General features: G+C 66.3%; 19 protein-coding genes. 6 read left to right on the top strand and 13 right to left on the bottom strand.

All coding sequences use genetic code 11. From position 1 onward, the window contains the following. Positions 1 to 474: 474 nt before the first annotated feature. The 6 genes from AU192_RS25825 to AU192_RS16970 form a co-directional block, all read right to left on the bottom strand. Positions 475 to 819: a hypothetical protein gene (locus AU192_RS25825; RefSeq protein ID WP_174522716.1), complete on the bottom strand. Its 345-nt coding sequence runs from the start codon at positions 817 to 819 to the stop codon at positions 475 to 477. Further along, positions 816 to 1199: a cupin domain-containing protein gene (locus tag AU192_RS16950; RefSeq protein WP_064398224.1), complete on the bottom strand. Its 384-nt coding sequence runs from the start codon at positions 1197 to 1199 to the stop codon at positions 816 to 818. The genes AU192_RS25825 and AU192_RS16950 overlap by 4 nt, the downstream gene beginning before the upstream one ends. Before the next feature lie 82 nt (positions 1200 to 1281). Further along, entirely contained in the window at positions 1282 to 1923 is a 642-nt protein-coding gene (locus AU192_RS16955; RefSeq protein WP_064398227.1) for a helix-turn-helix transcriptional regulator, read from the bottom strand. Beyond that, a complete protein-coding gene (gene fdxA / locus AU192_RS16960; protein ID WP_064398228.1) occupies positions 1920 to 2267 on the bottom strand; it encodes a ferredoxin in 348 nt (115 codons plus the stop codon). Before fdxA ends, AU192_RS16955 begins: the two co-directional genes overlap by 4 nt. A 166-nt stretch (positions 2268 to 2433) precedes the next feature. Beyond that, positions 2434 to 4149 carry an aa3-type cytochrome oxidase subunit I gene (gene ctaD / locus AU192_RS16965; RefSeq protein ID WP_064398230.1) on the bottom strand — a complete coding sequence of 572 codons (1716 nt, stop codon included), beginning with the start codon at positions 4147 to 4149 and terminating at the stop codon, positions 2434 to 2436. 627 nt (positions 4150 to 4776) lie between these two features. Next, positions 4777 to 6588: an AMP-dependent synthetase/ligase gene (locus AU192_RS16970; RefSeq protein WP_064398232.1), complete on the bottom strand. Its 1812-nt coding sequence runs from the start codon at positions 6586 to 6588 to the stop codon at positions 4777 to 4779. A 151-nt stretch (positions 6589 to 6739) separates the two neighbouring features. Here AU192_RS16970 and AU192_RS16975 point away from each other — a divergent pair, with 151 nt between their 5' ends. Further along, on the top strand, positions 6740 to 7099 hold the full coding sequence (locus AU192_RS16975; RefSeq protein WP_064398234.1) for a hypothetical protein: 360 nt from the start codon (positions 6740 to 6742) through the stop codon (positions 7097 to 7099). Continuing rightward, positions 7096 to 7941, top strand: coding sequence for an SDR family NAD(P)-dependent oxidoreductase (locus AU192_RS16980; protein WP_064398236.1), 846 nt, complete (start codon positions 7096 to 7098; stop codon positions 7939 to 7941). Before AU192_RS16975 ends, AU192_RS16980 begins: the two co-directional genes overlap by 4 nt. 8 nt (positions 7942 to 7949) lie before the next feature. Here AU192_RS16980 and AU192_RS16985 read toward each other — a convergent pair whose 3' ends face one another. Further along, entirely contained in the window at positions 7950 to 8768 is an 819-nt protein-coding gene (locus tag AU192_RS16985) for a MerR family transcriptional regulator (protein ID WP_064398239.1), read from the bottom strand. A gap of 37 nt (positions 8769 to 8805) precedes the next feature. Here AU192_RS16985 and AU192_RS16990 point away from each other — a divergent pair, with 37 nt between their 5' ends. Further along, complete coding sequence (locus AU192_RS16990; protein ID WP_064398241.1) at positions 8806 to 9072, top strand: YdeI/OmpD-associated family protein; 267 nt, start codon at positions 8806 to 8808, stop codon at positions 9070 to 9072. Here the strand turns inward: AU192_RS16990 and AU192_RS16995 are convergent, their stop codons facing one another. Further along, complete coding sequence (locus AU192_RS16995) at positions 9073 to 10278, bottom strand: NAD(P)/FAD-dependent oxidoreductase (RefSeq protein WP_064398242.1); 1206 nt, start codon at positions 10276 to 10278, stop codon at positions 9073 to 9075. Positions 10279 to 10446: 168 nt separating this feature from the next. On the opposite strand from AU192_RS16995, the gene AU192_RS17000 reads away from it, so the two are divergent. From AU192_RS17000 to AU192_RS17010, 3 genes are read left to right on the top strand one after another with little or no spacing between them, the layout of a single operon-like run. Then, positions 10447 to 11142 carry a TetR/AcrR family transcriptional regulator gene (locus AU192_RS17000; RefSeq protein ID WP_094287877.1) on the top strand — a complete coding sequence of 232 codons (696 nt, stop codon included), beginning with the start codon at positions 10447 to 10449 and terminating at the stop codon, positions 11140 to 11142. Beyond that, complete coding sequence (locus AU192_RS17005; RefSeq protein ID WP_064398245.1) at positions 11139 to 12083, top strand: SDR family oxidoreductase; 945 nt, start codon at positions 11139 to 11141, stop codon at positions 12081 to 12083. Before AU192_RS17000 ends, AU192_RS17005 begins: the two co-directional genes overlap by 4 nt. A gap of 5 nt (positions 12084 to 12088) precedes the next feature. Beyond that, positions 12089 to 13000 carry a DUF7065 domain-containing protein gene (locus tag AU192_RS17010; protein WP_064398247.1) on the top strand — a complete coding sequence of 304 codons (912 nt, stop codon included), beginning with the start codon at positions 12089 to 12091 and terminating at the stop codon, positions 12998 to 13000. Here the strand turns inward: AU192_RS17010 and AU192_RS17015 are convergent. The 5 genes from AU192_RS17015 to AU192_RS17035 all read right to left on the bottom strand — a co-directional run bounded on the left by AU192_RS17015 (position 12997) and on the right by AU192_RS17035 (position 19729). After that, entirely contained in the window at positions 12997 to 14277 is a 1281-nt protein-coding gene (locus tag AU192_RS17015; RefSeq protein WP_064398249.1) for a hypothetical protein, read from the bottom strand. The two genes, AU192_RS17010 and AU192_RS17015, sit on opposite strands and share 4 nt — an antisense overlap. Continuing rightward, positions 14271 to 15032 carry an SDR family NAD(P)-dependent oxidoreductase gene (locus AU192_RS17020; protein WP_064398251.1) on the bottom strand — a complete coding sequence of 254 codons (762 nt, stop codon included), beginning with the start codon at positions 15030 to 15032 and terminating at the stop codon, positions 14271 to 14273. Before AU192_RS17020 ends, AU192_RS17015 begins: the two co-directional genes overlap by 7 nt. Further along, positions 15029 to 17386 carry a CaiB/BaiF CoA transferase family protein gene (locus tag AU192_RS17025; protein ID WP_064398253.1) on the bottom strand — a complete coding sequence of 786 codons (2358 nt, stop codon included), beginning with the start codon at positions 17384 to 17386 and terminating at the stop codon, positions 15029 to 15031. Before AU192_RS17025 ends, AU192_RS17020 begins: the two co-directional genes overlap by 4 nt. Positions 17387 to 17391: 5 nt before the next feature. After that, a complete protein-coding gene (locus AU192_RS17030) occupies positions 17392 to 18363 on the bottom strand; it encodes an enoyl-CoA hydratase/isomerase family protein (RefSeq protein ID WP_064398255.1) in 972 nt (323 codons plus the stop codon). A 124-nt stretch (positions 18364 to 18487) separates the two neighbouring features. Continuing rightward, positions 18488 to 19729 (bottom strand): cytochrome P450, encoded by a 1242-nt coding sequence (locus AU192_RS17035; RefSeq protein WP_064398257.1) that lies wholly within the window; start codon positions 19727 to 19729, stop codon positions 18488 to 18490. Positions 19730 to 20006: the final 277 nt, after the last annotated feature.

Raw genomic sequence — 20006 nt, forward strand, 5'->3', positions numbered from 1 at the left:
GCCGCACGCAACGCGGTGATCGCGTCCTGCAGGTCGCTTCCCGACATGCCTCGAACATACATTCGACCACTGACAAACCCTGGACTCAAACTTCCTGGCAGGCCTGCGTATCCACAACGCGGCCGGTGTTGAGGAGGTTGACTGGGGGATGGCTAGATCACGTCGAACAAATATTCCTGCCGAGGAGAAGACCCGATTGGTGCTGGCCGGGGAGAGGAGCGGGCTGAAGCGTCAGTGGATGGGGTCGAACGTTGGCGCAGCGCAGAGCATTCACTGAGGCGGCGGCGAGCCGCTACTAGCTGACGCGAAGGCAAATACCGCGCGAAATGTGTTGCTGCCACGGATGTGTGGTCAAGGATGTACCGGTGCGAGTGCAGCGTGTCACGGCGATACAGACCGGATCGGAAGATGCACGGTCCCCCGGAAGTCGTGCGCTGGATGCGTATGGCGGTCATTGTCTTCGCGGGCGGCTTCCTACGTCTGGCGTCGTGGACTGCCGGTGGGCTTGGTTGCGCGGTCACGACGTGAGGTCTCCCACGTTGCGGTGGGTAAAGTCCCGTCGCGCAACGCCGCTCCGACATTGGCCAGCAGATGCTGCATGACCGCGACACAGGCGTCGCCGTTGTCGCGCAGGTCTGTCATGCCGCGGTGCGCGAGAAAGGCATTCACCCGGCGCTCGATCGGCCAGTCAGCGTACGTCAGACCGGTGAACTCCGATCCGAGGAATTCCCAGGCGATGGTGTCGAGGTCGACCTCGCACAGCCCGCGCAGGTGAACGGACGCGCGTGGCCGCAATGCGCGCTCCAGGCGCGCGGTCATGCCGGTCTCTTCGATTTGTGCAGTACGGCATCCGGTGATGCGGCGGTGTGCGGCTCGTCGGCATGGACGGTGAGCAAGATGACCGAGTCCTGCAGCGCATCCAGGTAGTGACGTCGGGTGGGCAAGGTGAGCTGGTCGCCGGTGACGCCATCCCAGCGGTCGTCGACGGTGCTCAGCCGCACGCGTCCCCGCAGCACCTGAAGGGTCGCCTCGGCCGGATCGGCTTCTTGGCGTAACCGGAGGCCTCTGGTCAGCGCGACCACTGTTTGGCGTAGCCCGTGATCGGGGCCGCCGTGAACGGTATAGGCGGCCCGGCCCCCGAACCGGCGTGCCCGGCCGAGCTGTTCGTCGGCAAGAACCTGCAACGGAACAGATCTCATGGTCTCTACCTCTGCTTCCTCTTTTGTGCGTCGGGAGGGCGGCGCGGCACCACCACCAGGCGCTGGGCGGTGTGCGTGGCCCTCATGACGAGGCCGCGGTTGTCGAGGCGAGATGCGCCACGCACAGATCCGGTTCGGCGAACGGCGTCAGCTCGTCGACGGTGAAGGGCGCATCCCAGACTTCTAGGGCGCCTTGCATAAGCCCGAGATGCACTGGGCAGACCACATCGCGGCGTTCGCCCGCCACTTCCAGGAATGGGCAGTTGCGCAACCCGATCTCATCGAGACCTGTTGTGCTGGACCGTTTCTCGGGGGCAAACCCCAGATCGGATAGCAGATTTGTAAGCTGGTCGACGGCCTGACGGCGGCTGCGTGTTCTGCCGGGCTCGGCGACATGGCGGGCCCACGCGCGCCCAGCGGCGACGGCCTGACGCTCGGGCTGGGGCCGACGCGCGAGCGCATCGGCGAGGACGGCGGCCAGCGTCCGATAGTCACGCGGGCCGCCGGGGTCCATGCCTACGACCGCGCGAAACATCAGCGGGGGCCGTCCCGGCTTGGTGCGGTCGGCCTCCCCGGCTTGCACCCGACCGGACTGCATCAATGCGTCGAGGTGAAACCGCGCGGTGTTGGGGTGAATATCCAACCGCTCGGCGATCTCGGCGATGCTCAACGCCGCATCTGCGGTCCGCAGCAACGCGAACACGTCTTCGCGTCGCCCGCTCATGGCTGGTCCTGTCGGACCATCGCTGCCACCAACGGGGCATCGGCGGCCACCGGGCCGAGCTTGGCCGCACCACCGGGGGAGCCCAACGGCGCTTCGCGTCCGGGCAACGTGTCGAAGAAGAATGCGGCGTTGTCGGCGAGGTGCCCGTGTTCGTCGGCGGGTAGGTCGTCTTCGTAATAGATCGCCTCCACAGGGCACACCGGTTCGCAGGCGCCGCAATCCACGCACTCATCCGGATGGATGTACAGCGCCCTGCCGCCCTCGTAGATGCAGTCCACCGGGCACTCTTCGACGCACGCCCGATCCATGACGTCCACACAATTCTTGCCGATGACGTAGGTCATGCTCTCGAGTTTACACAATAAGCAGTTGTAAAAACTAGAGGTTGTGCGATCACATTGGACGCTAAATTCGATCGAGAGGTATTCATTCGGGTCACGTTGCGCAGCAGCGGCTATCAGCGCATGCCTCGACGTAGGCCTGGCCTGCGGAGCCTGTTTACGCTGAGGATCAGCGGTGAGCGACTGCGTCGGTATCGTGACGGCGCCCGATGTGAGCTTCAGCGCGCATGCGGTCGACCATCCACGGGTAGTGCAGTTCGAACGCCGGGCGTTCGGAGCGGATGCGCGGCAGTTCGGTGAAGTTGTGCCGCGGCGGCGGGCAACTGGTGGCCCACTCCAGCGAGTTGCCGAAGCCCCAGGGGTCATCGATGGTGACCGGCTCGCCGAAGCGCCAGCTTCTCACCACGTTCCAGCTGAACACGATCATCGATACGCCGAGGACGAACGACCCGACGGAGGAGACGACGTTCAACGTGGTGAAGCCGTCGGACGCCAGGTAGTCGGCATACCGGCGCGGCATACCTTCATTGCCCAGCCAGTGCTGCACCAGAAATGTGGTGTGGAAGCCGATCAGCGTCAGCCAGAAGTGCAGCTTGCCGAGTCGCTCGTCGAGCAGTCGACCGGTCATCTTCGGGAACCAGAAATAGATGCCCGCGAAGGTGGCGAACACGATCGTGCCAAACAGCACATAGTGGAAGTGCGCGACCAGGAAGTAGGTGTCGGTGACGTGGAAGTCGATCGGCGGACTGGCCAGCATCACTCCCGACAGGCCACCCAACAGGAAGGTCACCATGAACCCGACCGAGAACAGCATCGGTGTCTCAAAAGTCAACTGGCCCTTCCACATCGTGCCGATCCAGTTGAAGAACTTGATGCCTGTCGGCACTGCGATCATGTAGCTCATGAAGGAGAAGAACGGCAACAACACCGCACCGGTGGCGAACATGTGATGGGCCCACACCGCCATCGACAGGGCCGCGATGCCCATCGTCGCGAAGACCATGTTGTTGTAGCCGAACATGGGTTTGCGCGCGAAGACGGGGACGATCTCGGTGACGATGCCGAAGAACGGCAACGCCACCACATAGACCTCCGGGTGGCCGAAGAACCAGAACAGGTGCTGCCACAGGATCGCGCCACCGTTGGCGGGGTCGTAGACATGGGCGCCCAGGTGCCGGTCGGCCGCCAACCCCATCAACGCGGCGGTCAGCAACGGAAACACCATCAACACCAGAATGGATGTGATGAGGATGTTCCAGGTGAAGATCGGCATCCGGAACATCGTCATGCCGGGCGCGCGCATGCATACCACGGTTGTGATCATGTTTACCGCGCCCAGAATCGTGCCCAAACCACCTACGGCTAGGCCCAATATCCACAAATCGCCACCGGCGCCGGGCGAGTGAATCGCATCCGAGAGTGGGGTGTAGGCGGTCCAGCCGAAATCCGCGGCACCGGTCGGCGTGATGAACCCCGACATGGCGATCAGACCGCCGAACAGAAACAACCAGTAGGACAACGCATTCAGTCGGGGAAACGCGACATCGGGTGCGCCGATCTGCAGTGGCAGAACAAGGTTGGCGAAGCCGAACACGATCGGAGTGGCGTAGAACAGCAACATGATTGTGCCGTGCATGGTGAACAGCTGGTTGTACTGCTCGTTGGACAGGAACTGCAGCCCAGGACTCGCCAACTCGGTACGGATCAACAACGCCATCAGGCCGCCCGCAAAGAAGAACCCGAAACAGGTGACGACATACATGATCCCGATGAGCTTGTGATCGGTGGTCGTCAGCAGCTTGTAGACCAGCGTGCCCTTTAGGCCGACGCGGGCTGGAAATGGGCGACGAGCTTCCAAAACCGCGGGAGGTGCTTCGGCGGTCATGGGTTCCCTCCTGTCCACACGCGGTGGTGACGGTGTGGACCGGCTGGCCGGGCGGTCAGTCGGTCATACTTCGGTTCGCTTCAGGGGCGAAGGCGCGATGCATGTCGGCCACGCGCGTGCGCGCTCGGATGTTGGTGACGGAAGCTGCTGCAATACAGCGTCTTTCGTGAGTAGAAACCCGTTGTGGCCGAAGCGGCACCATCGCCGGAGTCCGCGCTTCGTCGCCCGCGACCGCGACACCCTGCAGGGACGGCAGGTGTCGTCGCGCCTGGTCAGCGGCGCATCGCGACCTGCCCCGCCGGCGTCGTGGACCGGCCTGGTGTCTGCGGCGACGTCGGCCATTCATCCGGACCTCCCGCTACTTTTTACAAGCTACGATTGTGTAAAATACTAGCGCGGACGTCTCCGGTACGAAACCCTCCACAATCCCTACCCCGCGGCGGCCGCCCCTATCGGGTCCTGCCGCCGGCCAGGGCTGGCGGCGCTTGCCGACGGGCCGTGCCTTTCGCCGCCGGACCACCCGGCCGCGACAGCTGGCAGTCGCCACACCACTGCAGCCAACGACATTGCCGGTGTCGGATTTCGCCGACAGTGTGGAGTGGCAATACGTCTACGGCGATGCACCGCTCAGGAGTAGAACGAGTCAAGCAGTTCCTGATGGTTCTTTTCGACGACGCCCCGCTTGACCTTCAGAGATGGTGTCAGCTCGCCGTTTTCGATCGACAGGTCGTGGTCGAGCAGCTCCCACTTCTTGATCGTTTCCCATCGGTTCAACTGCGAGTTGAGTTCGTCGACGTAGCCACCGACCATGCGCCGCACGGCATCCGACTTCACCAGCTCCGAGTAGGACTTGCCGCCGAGGCCGTTCTGTTCGGCCCACCCCGACAGTGCATCGGGATCCAGCGTGATCAGCGCGACGCAGAAGTTACGGGATTCGCCGAAGACGAGCATGTGGCCCGCATACGGGCACAGGGCCATGAACTTGCCCTCGATGGCCGGCGGCGCGACGTACTTTCCGCCCGAGGTCTTGAACAATTCCTTGATCCGGCCGGTGACCGTCAGGAAGCCGTCCTCGTCCAATTTGCCCCGGTCTCCGGTGCGCAGCCACCCGTCGTCGGTGAACGTCTCGGCCGTCTTGTCGGGCAGGTTGTGGTACCCGTCCATCACACACGGGCCCTGCACCTGCACCTCGCCGTCATCGGAGAGACGCACCGACGTGCCGTCGAACACCTGCCCGACGGTGCCCAGCTTGTAGTTGTCGGGCCGGTTGATGAACGCACCGGCCGCGGTTTCGGTCAGGCCGTAGCCCTCCAGGATCAACAGGCCTGCGGCGTGGAACCATTCGGCGATCTCGCGGTTCAGCGGAGCGGAGCCGGAGATGAAGAACTTGATGCGTCCGCCGAACACGTCGCGCACCTTGCTGAAGACCAAGCGGTCGAACGCGGCGTGCGCGATCTTCAGCGGAAGCGGTACGTCCTCACCCTTCAGCCGGTGCCGGTCGGCATTGCGTCCCACGGCGAAGGCGGCTTCGAAGAGCTTCTCCTTCACACCCTCCTGAGAGGAGGTGACCTTCGCGTGGGCCTTCTCGAAGATGCGCGGCGCAGCGCCCATGAACGTCGGCTTCACCTCGGCCATGTTCGGAACGATCTTGTCGACGCGGCCGTCGATCGCGCTGGCGAAGCCGCATGCCAGCTGGGCCGTGATCAACACCTTGCCGAACGCGTGGGCCAGCGGCAGCCACAACAGCTGCAGATCGTCCTCGCCCAGGATGCCGAAGTCGGCGATGGTGTTGCCCTCGTACACCCACGCCCGGTGCGGCAGCCTCACACCTTTGGGCTTGCCGGTCGTCCCGGACGTGTAGATCAGTGTCGCCAACATTTCGGGCTTGATCGAGTCCGCGGTTGTCCGCACGCACTCGGGGTGATCGGCGAGGTACTTGGTTCCGACGTCGATCAACTCGGCGATGGTGGTGACCTGGTCCCCGTCACCCGCACCGTCGAAAAGCACCACCTTCTCGAGGCGCGGCAGGTCGTCGCGCCGCTCCTTGAGCTTCTCCAGTTGCGTCTCGTCCTCGGCGAACACCACGCGAGATTCCGAATCGCTCAGTATGTAGGCGGTGTCGGGGGCGTTGGTCGTCGGGTACACCGTGGTGGTGGCCGCTCCGACGCACATGACCGCGAGATCCGCGAGAATCCATTCGTAACGCGTGCTCGAGGCGATCGCGACACGTTCCTCGGGCTGGATGCCCAGTGCCAGTAGCCCGGCCGCCACCGCCTCTACCTGTTCGGCGGCCTCCCGCCAGGTAAGCGAAACCCACCGATCCCCATCACGCCTGCGGAACGCCTCCCGGTCGGCGGACTTCCCAACGCGGTCGAAGAACATGGCGGCCACGTTGGCCGCCGATACGGTCGTGGGTTTCTGGTTGGTGTCGGTCGACATCGCTGTTCTCCTGGAATCTTCGTACGGCACCGGTGCCGTTAGTGTCGCGCCTCTAGTACCCAATGCGGGCGGGTATGACGCGATGGGACTGTAAGCCCCCGGTGCCGCATCGTCTTGACCCTCTCCCTGGGGGAGACTCGAAGATGGGCGCATGGCAATGCAACAGAGCGAGAGCACCGCTATTCAACGAGACGAACTGCCCTGGGCGGTCGCGACCTATCTCACCGCCCACCGCGACGGCACGACCGCGCTGACGGCCTTCACCGTCGACGCCACCGTCACCGACGAAGGGCACACCTACCGCGGCCACGGTGAGATCGCCGACTGGCTGCGCAACGCCGCCAGCGGATACACCTACCGCACCGAACTCGTCAGCGCGACCCGCCTCGGCGGCGCACACCTCGATGTCCTCCAGCACCTCGAGGGCGACTTTCCCGGTGGCGTGGCAGTCCTGCACTTCCGGTTCACTCTCGACGGCGAACTCATCAGCCGCTTGGTGATCGAACCATGACGAGGACGTGGTTCATCACCGGAGGGACCCCGGGCGGGTTCGGGATGGCGTTCGCCGACGCCGCTCTCGAGATCGGCGACCGGGTCGCGCTGACCGCGCGCCGCCCGGCCGAGCTGACCGACTGGGCGCAACAGCACGGCGAGCGCGTCCTCGTGCTGCCGCTCGACGTCACCGACACCGAGCAGGTGCGGGAGGCGGTGCGCGCCACCGAGGACCACTTCGGCGGTATCGACGTCCTGGTCAACAACGCCGGCCGCGGCTGGTTCGGGTCAATCGAGGGTATGGCCGACGCCGCGGTCCGAAAGATGTTCGAGCTCAACTTCTTCGCGGTGCTGTCGGTGATTCGCGCGGCGCTGCCCGGTATGCGTGCCAGGGGCAGCGGATGGGTCGTCAACATGTCCTCGGTCACCGGATTGCGCGGCGTCACCGGCTTCGGTCACTACAGCGCAACGAAAGCCGCGATCGAGGCGATCACCGAGGTTCTCCGCGACGAGGTCGAACCGCTGGGCATCCGCGTCATGGCGGTCGAACCCGGAGCGTTTCGGACCCGTGCCTACGCCGGCTTCGGCCACGAACCGATCGAGGAGTCCATTCCCGAGTACGGCACTCTGCTCGAGCAGGTGCGCGACACGATGGCCGAACAGGACGGTGCTCAGCCGGGCGACCCCCGACGCGGGGTGCGCGCCGTCGTCGCGGCCATGGCCGAAGACCCGCCGCCGCGGCGGCTCATCCTCGGTAGCGGTGGCTACGACACCGTCGTGGGCACACTCGAAGAAGCCCTCGCCGAGGTCCGAGCACACGAAAAGCTATCCCGAGGAGCGGATTTCCCACCTGAAAGCTGACGCGGAAATCAAGTGAGATCTGGGGCGACCCGAAACACTGGCCAGCCGATCTCGGTTCGCCACCGGGCCGGGTCGCTCGTGTCGCGAGGGCCCACCACGTAGGTTTCGTGGATCGGTCCGTCGACCGCGAGCGCATTGTGCACCGCCCAGGCTCCGAGACGGCCGTAGGTGACGTCGAGATCGTCGTGCGGACCTTCGTGGATGGCGACGACGAGATCGACGGGCGGAAGCTGCACGACCTCGATGCGGCCGGACGCTCGCGGGGAGCGCACTGGCCGGAAGACCGTCATCGCCCCGACGGACTGGGTGAACAGTTCGTTGGCGTACCGCCCGCCGGGCGGTCCGGTGCGCTCGGCATCGGGAAACGCGGCATCCAGCTCCGCCATCGCCGCGTCGTACCACGCAAGCGAATCGTCGAGCCGGACGAGCCCGGTGATCGCGGCGACCCGCCGAGCGGGAAGTGACCGCAGCTCGACCTCGAGGTCGGCAGGCTCCGGGTTCAACAACCGGCGTAGGGAAACGACTGCGGCGCGCGTCCGGTCCAGCTCGGCTTCCAGTCGACGCACATGACCGGCGATCACCTCGGCACGCCGCTGCGGATCCTCGGTGTCGAGGATGGCCCGGACGTCGGCGAGCGGCACGTCGAGCTGGCGGAGCCGGTGGATCACCTGGGCGGTCGGTATCTGTTCGGCGGAGTAGAAGCGGTACCCGGTATACGGGTCGACGAAGGCGGGCTCGAGCAGTTTGGCTTCGTGGTAGCGGCGCAGCGTCCGCACGCTCAGATGCGTCACCGTGGCGAACTCTCCGATGGTCAAACCCGACCGCATGCGGCCAGTCTGCCTTCCCGCCGTCTATCCTGCGCCCATGGGAAGCTCGCGAGTGTCCGGCGGCGTGGTGCACAAGCTGCCGACCGATCTGCGTAAGGCATTGCTCGCCAACGACACCGCGCTCGAGGCCTGGAACGACATCACGCCGCTGGCGCGCAACGAGTTCATCTGCTGGGTCGAGGACGCCAAGCAGGAGAAGACCCGCGAACGCCGAATCCGCCGCACCCAGGAAGAGCTCGAGGAAGGCAAGCGTCGCCCGTGCTGCTGGCCGGGCTGCAAGCACCGTGAGCGAAACGGCAAGTAGTCACTGCTCGTACGCGGGCGCCGTCTGCAGTTCCGGTTCCGCCGCGGCCAGCAGCGCCGCACGGTCACCGGTCAGCGGGGGATAGATCCGCTCGCCGTTGATGATCCGCTTCGTCGCCTTGGCCGTCGCGCCGGTGCTCACGACGCGGCGGTCCCAGCCCTCGGTGTACACCGCACCGGCCGGACCGAGGTCGAGGACGGTGACGTACCACGGAATCCGAAGCGTCCGCATGGGCAGGCCGAGCAGGTCGCCGATCACGTTGTAGCCGGCATACCGACCCATCGGCCTGCCGTGTTGACACGACATCACCGACATGTGCTCGTCGTCCATCCGCGCGGCGGCCACGTCACCCGCGGCGAACACGCCATTCACGCCTTCGGCCCGGAGATAGTCGTCGACCCGGATGCGGCCGAGCCGGTCCAGCGGCACACCCAGCTGACGGGTCAGCGGATGGGCGCGCATACCGGCACACCAGACGACGGTGGCCGTCTCGATCACCTCACCCGTCGACAGGGTGACGCTGCGCTCGCCGACCGCGGTGACGCCCGCTCCGGTGATGGCCTCGACACCGTTGTCGCGCAACGCTTTCTCGATGACCGGGCGCGCCGACTCGCCCATGTCCGACCCGACGCGGGCATTGCGGTCGACGAGCACCACCCGCGGTGACGACTCCGGACCGAGGGCGTCAGCCAGCATCGCGGGTAGCTCGTTGGCCGTTTCGACGCCGGTGAGGCCCGCACCGACGACGACGGCCGTCCCCGACGCCGGGTCGTCGGCCCGCAGCGTGCGAAGGTGCCTGTGCAGTTCTTGCGCGGCGTCGTAGGTGTCGACGTCGAACCCGAACTCGGCCAGCCCCGAAATGTCGGGTTTGACGACGCGACTGCCCACCGCCAGCACGAGGCGGTCATAACTCAACGTCGCTCCGTCGGCGGTGCCCAGCGTCGCGGCCGCCGGGTCGATCGCGGTCACCTCCGCGCACACGTGCCCGGCGCCGACGGGATCGAGCAACTGCGACAGCGCAATTCGGCACGGCGTGAGGTCTGCTTCGTAGTTGCGCACCCGGATGTCGTGATACGGCTTCGGGCTGACGACGGTGACGTCCACCGTGCGCACGCCGAGTTCGTCGAGGCGGCGTGCCGCGCCGAGGGCGGCCCACAGTCCGGCGAACCCGGACCCGGCCACGAGAACGCGCGCTGACGCCGGCATCGTCTCATCGTCGTGTGCCGACGGGGCCGGGGCAAGCAGCCTGACGAACTCGCGAACTGTACGCCAGGGTCGTGGTAGCCCGGCATCCCGCGACCCTCCGGTACGTCTCGCGAGCTTCACACCGAGCTTCACACCGCCGCCGAGGCGCTAAATCAATCGCTTGATTTAATGGTGAGGCCCGTGTCTACTGGGTCGGTGACCGCAGCCCGGCCCTTGAGTGGACATCGATCGGAAGGAACGCGCGAAGTACTGCTCGCCGCCGCCGAGCGCCTCTTCGCCGAACGGGGTATGCACGCCGTGTCCAACCGCCAGATCAGCGAGGCGGCTTCGCAGGGCAACAACGCCGCGGTCTGCTACCACTTCGGCACCCGCACCGACCTTTTGCGCGCGATCGAGAGCAAGCATCGGGTGCCGATCGAACAGTTGCGCGCCAGGATGCTGGCCGAGCTCGGCACGTCCGCTGGCCTGCGGGACTGGGTCGATTGCCTGGTGCGTCCGCTGACCGAACACCTCGACCAACTCGGCAATCCGAGTTGGTACGCGCGCTTCGCCGCACAAGCCATGGCCGACCCGAGTTACCGCGAGGTCGTCACCAAGGACGCCCTGTCCTCCCCGCATCTGGTGCAGGTGATCGACGGCATCACGGGATGCCTCGCCGAACTGCCCAAGCGGGTCCGCTTCGAACGGATCGTGATGGCGCGCAACCTGCTCATGCACACCTGCGCCGAACACGAAGGCGCGCTGGCGCAACACGGTCCGCTCGCGAGGTCGCCCTGGCCGCGGGCCGCCGAAGGGCTCATCGACGCGATCACCGGCCTGTGGCAGGCGCCTGTCCGCCGGACCGTCTCGAGGAACTCGCAATGAGCCGCGGGCTCGATCTGCACGTGCCCGATCTGTCGGGTCGCCTTGCCGTGGTCACCGGCGCCAACAGTGGTCTCGGATTCGGGCTGGCGCGCCAGCTGTCGGCGGCCGGCGCCGACGTGATCCTGGCGGTCCGCAACCACGCCAAAGGGGAGGCCGCGATCGCACAGATCCGCCAGGCCGTCCCGCAGGCCAGCACACGCATAGCACAGCTGGATCTGGCGTCGCTGGAAAGCGTTGCCGCCCTGGGTGAACGGCTCGCCTCCGAAGGTCGTCCGACCGACATCCTCATCAACAACGCCGGCGTGATGACACCGTCGCAGCGGCAGACGACCGATGACAACTTCGAATTACAGTTCGGCGCGAACCATCTCGGCCACTTCGCCCTGACCGGACACCTGCTGCCGCTGCTGCGGGCCGCCGAATCCGCGCGCGTGGTCACCGTCAGCAGCATCGCCGCCACGCAGCGCGGATTGACATTCGACGACCCCAACGCGGAACACGGATACCGGCCCATGCGCTCGTACGGGATGGCCAAGCTGGCTCAGCTGATGTTCGCCAAGGAGCTCGATCAACGCAGCCGCGCACACGGATGGGGCGTCATGTCGAACGCCGCGCACCCCGGCTTGAGCAAGACGAACCTGCTCAGCGGCGCTTCCTACGGTCGGGACAAACCCACTCTGAACGCCCGGCTCACCAGGGCCACATGGCGCCTGCTGCCGTTCATGTGGCTCGACGTCGAAGAGGGGATCAAACCGACGCTCTACGCCGCGACATCACCCGACGCCGAAGGTGGTGCTTACTACGGTCCACGCGGCTTCTACGAGACCGCGGGCGGCGGTGTGGGTTACGCGAAGGTACCGGGAGCGGTGCACCGAGCCGAGGACCGCCAGGCGCTGTGGCAGTTGTCCGAGAAGCTGACCGCCGTGACCTACCAGGATTGAGCGCCATGACAACTGCCGCGATCACCGCAGCCGACGAGGTCTTCCACCCCGCCACTGATGACCCGAACTGGAACGAGAGCGGGTGGTTCAACTTCGCGATCCCCGAACGAGACATCAACGGGTTCGTGTACTACTTCCACGATGTCCGCACCGGGACCAGCGGCGGCGGGCCCGCGATGTGGGACCCCAGTGGCGAACAGACCTACGACTGCCTGTTCTACGACTGGCGCTGGATCCAACCCCCCACGGGGGCACTGGATTTCACCGACTTCCAGCTCCCGAACTCGCTGCGTCACGTCGTCGAAGACCCGATGCACCGCTACCGGCTGTCCTACTCGGAGCTGGGGCTCGACCTGGATCTGGAGTGGACGTCGCTGATGGCGCCGCACGTCCTCGGCGAGGCATCCCCGCAGCACTGCCACTTCGACCAACCGGGCCGCATGCGGGGCACCGCGACGCTGAACGGCGAGCGCTTCGACATCGACTGCTTCTCGATGCGCGACCGCACCTGGGGTCCGCACCGCCCGGGTGCCCGCCGGTCCGGTGACTACCTGTGGGCCATCGCCGACACCGAATCGAGTTGGCACGCCATCACGATGGCGACCCGCTCTGGAGTCGACCGTGTGATCGGCGGATACCTGCTGCGCGACGGAACGGTGGGCGAACTCGTCACCGGCGCGCGCCGCGTGCTCGACCGCCGCGCGGGCGCCCCCGCACGGGTGGTGCTCGACGCCGAAGACGACCACGGCCGGGCCCTGCACGCCGAAGGCGACGTGCGTACCGCGTTGCGCTGGCTCGGCTGGCCCGGACGGATGACGTTCTGGACGTTGACCGACTGGCGGTGGGACGGCCGACGGGGGTGGGGTGAGGACCAGGAGTTCTTCGCTCGCGAACAGGTGCGTGCGCTGATGCGTTAAGGCCCAGCCAGTTTCGCTGCCCGGCCGCGGGTCTGCCACAGGTTCAGCACATTGATCAGCATCTGCAACGGCGCGCGCACGCTCTCGTCGGACCGGATGCGCGGGTCGGTGCGTGTGGTATGCGGGCCCGCGTCGGGAAGCCGCTTGCGGATCAACGCAGGCACGTCGAGCAGCCACGTGACGCCCATCAGCGTTGCGTACAACACCAGATGACGCTCCACCGTGGCGGGGTCGAGGACCGGCCCACCGCTTGCGAGCACCTCCTTGCAGAGCATCTCGAGCAGCTCGTCGAGATGGTCGTCCCACAGCGATGTCTCGGCTCCCGACAGGGATCCCCATACCGCCATCGACACGTGCATCCGGCTGACGCAGCCCCAGTCCATCAGCCCGCAGTGCAACTCGCCGTCGTCGTCGCGCCAGAACCAGGCGTTGTCCACGTTGGCGTTCCAGTGGCACAGCGCGAGGTAGTCGGTATCTCCGCTCAGCTGCTGCCACACGTCTGCTTCGCGCCTCATCAACTCCGGTGCATCCGCGGTCATCTGAGACAGGAACGACGACGAGCGCACGTTCTGTGCGAACAGGCCCTCGTGGTGTTCGACGAACTCGGCGAGCCGGCGCAGTCGGCGCTCGAGTTGATCGGCGGTGTACACCGGCGGTTGGCCCACGGTCGCCGCCCGCAGGTCCACCGGGAACTGCGCGAGCAGATCGGCGGGCAGCCGACCCGACCGTTCGGTTCCCGCCAGCCGCGCCACCGCGGTCAACAACGCCCGGTAATGCGTTGCCGGCTCGGGCATCTCGTAGTCGAGACATTTGTGGTACTGCGGTTCGATCGCACCGGTGCCGAACGCGATCCGCTCACTGATCATCAACCCCGTGCCGGTTTCACGGTGGAAGTCGGCGAACACCGTGGCAGGCACCGCGATCGGAGAGGCCGCAGCGCGCGTGAGCGCCGCGAACCGGGTCTCGGATTCCATCTGGGTGCGCCCGACATCACGCACGGCGTCGTCGAAGTCGCGGGAGAACTTCACGAACAGGTCGGTGCGCGCGTCGGGATGCTCGCGCGCGTACCGCACTTTCAGCACGGCCTTGCGCCCGGTGCTGCCGCCGGATACCAGGTCGAAGCGCTCGATCGCGACCACTTCGTTGTCTTCGGACAAGACACCGTAAGCGCGGAACGCCTCGGTGAGGAACTCCGTTCCGCCCTTGCGCAGCGCTTCGGGGTGGGCGGGGAACGCGAGGCCGGTGGCGTCACCGTGCACCCAGTCGACCTTTACCATGTCTGTTCCGCCGCTCGCACGAGGATCTCGTTGACCGCGACGCGCCTATCACGTGTCACCATGTACGTCACCGCGTCGGCGATGTCCTCGGGCCTCAGCTTGACCATTCCGGACGTCCTGGCCCGTTGAGCCGTAAGAGCCTGCGGGTCAAGGTGATCGAAGATCTCGGTTTCGACCGTTCCCGGTTCGACGATTCCCACGCGGACCCGGTTGCCGACGAGTTCCTGGCGGATGCCCTCGCTGAACGCGTTGACGCCGAACTTGGTCAGCGAATAGACGGCGGTTCCCGGCCGCGCCACCCGCCCGCCCGTCGAGCTGATCGTGACGATATCGGCGACACCCCGCGGCGAATCAGCGGCCGCCGCGATCAGATGGGGGAGCGAGGCTCGCGTGGCGTACAAAACGCCTCGAATGTTGACCGAGACCAGGGCATCCCAATCGGCCAGCGGCGCGTGCGCGGCGGCACCCATGCGCAACAAGCCGGCGTTGTTGACCAACGTGTCGAGGCGGCCCCACTCGTCGACGGTCATCGCCACCGCGGCGGCCACCTGATCGGCGTCGGTTACATCGGCGGGCACGGCCAGGGCTGTGCCACCTGCCGCCGCGATCTGATCGGCGAGCGCGTTCAACCGGTCGCGCCGCCGCGCCACCAGTGCAATCGAGGCGCCCTCGGCGGCGAGCGCACGGGCGGTTGCCGCGCCGATCCCGCTGCTGGCCCCGGTCACCAGCGCCACCGTCCCGGCCAACGCGGTCACGTTTTCCTCACTTCCTGCCCGAGGATGTCGCCGAGCACGTAGTCGTTGTGTTCCCCCAGGTTCGGTGCGCCGCGTTCGATGCGTGCGGGACGGGTCATCAGCCATGAGGGCCCCAGCACCGGCCGCTGGCCTTCGACCCGGTCGGACACGAAACGATACGTGCCGCGGTCCCAGAGCAAATCGTCACCGATCACCTCGGTGGCGGTCGCGCTCTTGGTCGCGGGCACACCGGCGCAGCGCAGCCGCTCGGCGAGACCGCCCGCCTCCTGTTCCCGGGTCAAGGCGCTCAGTTGCGCATCCAGAACCTCGGCATCGCGTCGTCGCGCGGCGATTGTCGGATAGCGGGCGGCGAGCTCATCGGCGCCGAGCCCCTCGCAGAGACGGTGCCAGGCATCGTCGTCCGTGACGGCGACCGCGATCCAGTCCGCGCCCGCGCAGGGGTAGCAGCCGTGCGGCGCCATGTCGGGGTGGCGGTTGCCGTCGGGTCCCAACAGCCGGCCCGTCAGGTTCTGCTCGAAAAGGCAGTCACCCACCATCGACGAGAGCACTTCGACGGCGGAGACATCGACGAATTGGCCCTGCCCCGTGCGCTCCCGGTGCAGTAGCGCCGCCACGGCGGCCAACGCCGCGGCCGCACCCACGGTGGAATCGCCGTAACGCATGCTCGCCCCGAGCGGAGGGCCGCCCGGATAACCGACCAGCGAGGCGAGGCCCGCCAGGGCGGCGAAACACGGCGCGTAGCCGGTCTGATGGCCCAGCGGCCCGTCGTTGCCCCACATTTTGACGGACACCGAGATGATGTCGGATTTGAGCGCGGTCAGATCCCGGTATCCGAGGCCTTGCCGCTCCATTGCGCCTGGCCGCAGGTTGTTGAGCACGATGTCGCTGCGAGAAATCAACGCCAACAGCGCGTTCCGGCCGCCGGGCGTCTTGATGTCGAGGTCCACGCTGAGGATCTCGGGGTTGATGCTTAGGAAATACGGCGCGTGGTTGATGTCGGTGCCGCCGTAGGCGCGCATCTCCTCCGGAGTGGCCGAGCACTCGACCTTGATCACCTCGGCGCCGAGGAGGGCCAGCATCTTGCCGGCATAGGGCCCGGCCCACACCTTGGTCAGCTCGACGACCCGCACACCCTGCAGCGGTCCACCCCGCGAACCGTGGGCCTTGAGTTGCGGGTTCCGCACCGCGGGCGGGGTGCGCGGGCGGGAGAGTCCCGCCAGGACCTCGTCGGTGTGCTGGCCGAGCGTCGGTGCGGGTCGAGTGATCCGGGCCGGGGTCGCGCTCAGCCGGTAACCCACGGTGGGGTAGGCGCTCGTGCCCAGCACGGGATGGGTACCTTCGCAGAAGAACTCACGGTGCCGGTACTGCGGTGAGCGCAGGAGTTCGGCCGCGCCGTTGACCGGCACCAGGGGTACGCCGAGTCGCTGCGCCTCTTCTGCGGTGTCCTCGCCGGGCCGCTCGCGCATCCAGTCGACGAAGCCGCTGCGGAAGTCGGCGACCCGCCCCGGTGTGACGCCGAATTCCAGCCAGTCGTCGTCGAATTCGTCGAACCACGCCGGCGCCCCCATCAGCGTTTTGAGGCCCAGCCAGTGCGTGCTGTTGGTCATGTAGAGGTAGACAAAGCCGTCGCGCGAGGCGAAGAACGTCGCGGGTCCCGCCTGGTCGTAGTCGTCGCGGCGGTTCTGTGGCGCGATCTCCCCGGTGACGAACCGGCCCAGGATGCAATCCGCACGCGACACCAGGACGGCCTGCTGTGATACGTCGATGTATTCGCCGCGGCCGGTGTGCATCCGCTCGAACAGCGCCGACATCACACAGAGGGCGGCGTCGAGCGCGCCCTCGTAGTCGGCGAGGAACCGGCCGGGTCCCTTCAACGGCGGCCGGTCGGGATCGGCGTGGCTGGGGGTGTGGTACCCCCACCCGCTGGCGTGGAAGACGTTCAGGCTCACAGCGTTGTCGAGCGCCGCCGGTGCGGTGAGGCCGAACGGCGTGACGGCGCAGAACACCACGTGGGGATGGCGGCGGGCGACCTCCGCGGCCGACAATCCGTGCTCGGCGGCCCAGGTCGCGCTGTGGTCGTCGATCACCGCGTCGGCGGTCGCGATCAGCTCATGTGTTGCGGCAGTGTCGAATTCGACCGATCGCTTGTTGGTGTTGAGGTAGGCGAACAGCGCGCTGCGTTCGGGACCGTCCTCGCCACCGACTAACGGCGCCATGGCCCGGGTGGGACTGCCCCGCCCGGGCCGTTCGACTTTGACGACATCGGCACCCAGATCGGCCAGCAGCTTGCCGCAGTATTCGCCGGCGACCCGCTCTGCCACCTCGACGATCCGGAAGCCGGTCAGCGCCGACATGCCGGTCAGGGCTTGTTACGTCCCGACCGGCTCAGCCGCCACTCCGGCGGGAAGTTCATGTCGTTGTCCTTGACCACGTTGTTGAGCCCTTTTTCGAAGGTGCCCTCGGTGAGATCGACATCGTTGCGCTGGTCGTTCTGGATCATCGGCAGCATTCCCTCGACCATGCCGGTCAACAGGCTGCCGAAGTACTCGCCCTTGTGCTGCTTATACAGCTCGAGGAAGGTCTTCTGCACCGCGACCGTGTCGGTCGGACGCGACTTCGAGCAGGCGAGGGCGTACTTCTCGGTCTCGGCCTCGAGTTGGTCCCTGGGCACGACGCTGTTGAGGAAGCCGCACTCGTACATCTCCTTTGCGCTGAACGGTCTACCGGTGAACAGCATTTCGGAGAACTTGCGCAAGCCCATCGTCTCGGCCCACCACCACAATCGCGGCCCCCACCCGACATAACGGAACGCCGGATGGCCGAACAGCGCGTCGTCGGAGGAGACCACCAGATCGGCGTCGCCGGCCTGATAGAAATGCCAGCCGTAGCAATACCCCTTCGCTTCGATGATGCTGACCTTGCGAAGTTCCTGCAGGGGCCGATTGCCTGCACGCGCCTTGGCGTAGAAGTCGGTCACCGTCGACAGGTAGCGATACGAACCGCCGGGCGGGTACTTGACGTCGTCGTCGTTGATCGCGAGTTCGTGCAGCAGCGGCATGCCAGGGTTCTCCAGCATGCCCCGCTGTTCGGGAAGGTCGCCACCGCTGCCGAAGTCATCGCCCTCGCCGCGGATCACGACGACCTTGACGTCGTCGTCGACGTTGCACTTGTGGATCATGTCGGCGTAGAGCTGGCGCATGCCCATCGTCGTCGAGTTCTGCGCCTCGGGCCGGTTGAACGTGATGTAGGCGATCCGGTTCTTGCGGTCCTTCTCGAACCGGATGTGTTGCTCGGCTTCCCGTTTCATCTCTTCGTAGTCGTACTCTGGCATGTTCGCTACCTCCACTTTGTGTTATCTCCGGTAGGCGGCCCGTGTAGCCGGGCAGCTGAACGCCGCCGACGCAATCGAATTCGTCAGGGGCGAAGACACTGATCTTCGTGCGTATCGCTTTCCGTCAAACCACCACGGCAGGCATCGACTCCCATCCACGGACGGTGGACGTCGGGCTGAGCTCGGCATCGGTGAGGTCGACGTGCCAGTCCGGGAATCGTTGGAGAATCTCGTCCAGCGCGATGCGTCCTTCCAATCGTGCGAGCGCGTTGCCGAGGCAGAAGTGCGTGCCGACCCCGAAGCCGAGGTGCTGACGCGGCGGCCGATTGATATTGAACCGCTCGCTGTCAGCGCCGAAGCGTCGCGGGTCACGATTGGCCGCGCCGACGATCAACATCATCGCGTTGCCCCCGGGCACCGTATCGCCGTAGTAGGTCACGTCGCGGGTGACATATCGGCAGACGTGCGGGGCGGGCGGTTCGAAACGCACGACCTCCTCGATGGCCCCAGGCAGTAGTGACCGGTCGGCGACCAACGCGCGCCGCTGGTCCGGGTGATCGGAGAGCAGCTTGCCGGCCCAGCCGATCAGCCGGGTGGTGGTCTCGCTGCCGGCCGTCGCGATCACCTGCAGGTAGAGCAGAAGTTCCTCGCGGCCCAGTCGCCGCAGCGTCCCGGCCTCGTCGGTGAACTCGGCGTTGAGCAGTTCGGTCATGATGTCGTCGCTGGGATGCTGTGCCCGCCAGTCGATGTAGTCGGCGAATACCTGACCCGTGGCGATGGGGCCGTCGGGGTTGTCGGTCATTTTGCCGCCCCGTTCGGTGCGGATCGTCGACTCGCCGTGTTCGATCACGTGCTCCTGGTCGGCCTCCGGAATGCCGAGCAGCATGCCGATCACCCGCATGGGCATCTCAGCACCGAGGTCCTTGACGAAGTCGAAGCGGCCCGCGCCGACCATAGGGTCCAGGCAGCGGGCGGTGAACTGACGGATCTTGGGTTCGAGCGCGTTCACCTTTCTGGGCGTGAAGATCCGCGACAACAGCTTGCGGTGGATGTTGTGGATCGGCGGGTCCTCGAAGATCAGCGTGCCGGGCGGGATGTCCAGGCCGGCCTTGATGATCTCCAGCACCGCCCCGCGCGCCGAGCTGAACGTCTCGTGGTCGAGCAGTGCCGCGTCGACGTCGGCGTAGCGGCTCAGCGCATAGAAGTCGTGCTCGGCGTTGTAGTAGAGCGGCGCGTGCTCACGGATCCGCGAGAACATCGGATAGGGGTCGCGGTTGAGGTCGGCGTCGTAGGGGTCGTAGTGGACCCCTTCCTTCTCGGTGTCGCTGTCCCGGCTGTCTCGCACACCTTCAGCGCTCACCGTCATCTGCGTTCCGCCTTCCCACCGGACCTCACCGGAGCGGTGCCGTCACACGCCACCGGTTCGTGGACAGTTTGTCAGCGCTCGTCCGCGCCGGGGCTGTTTAGACTGTCCGCTTAAAACGACGCGTCTTTGGATCAGCGGACCGTTTTCTTGGCTACCAAAAGACCATCTAGATCAATTGGCGGCCGGATCAGTCTCGCGGTCGGAGTGGGAGCACCGCTGAGAGGGTCTCCGGCACGGACGTCGCAATGTCACGGCCGCGCGGTCACCACCGCCGACC

Source organism: Mycobacterium lehmannii (genome assembly GCF_001499925.1).
In the GTDB taxonomy this organism is placed as follows: Bacteria; Actinomycetota; Actinomycetes; order Mycobacteriales; family Mycobacteriaceae; genus Mycobacterium; species Mycobacterium lehmannii.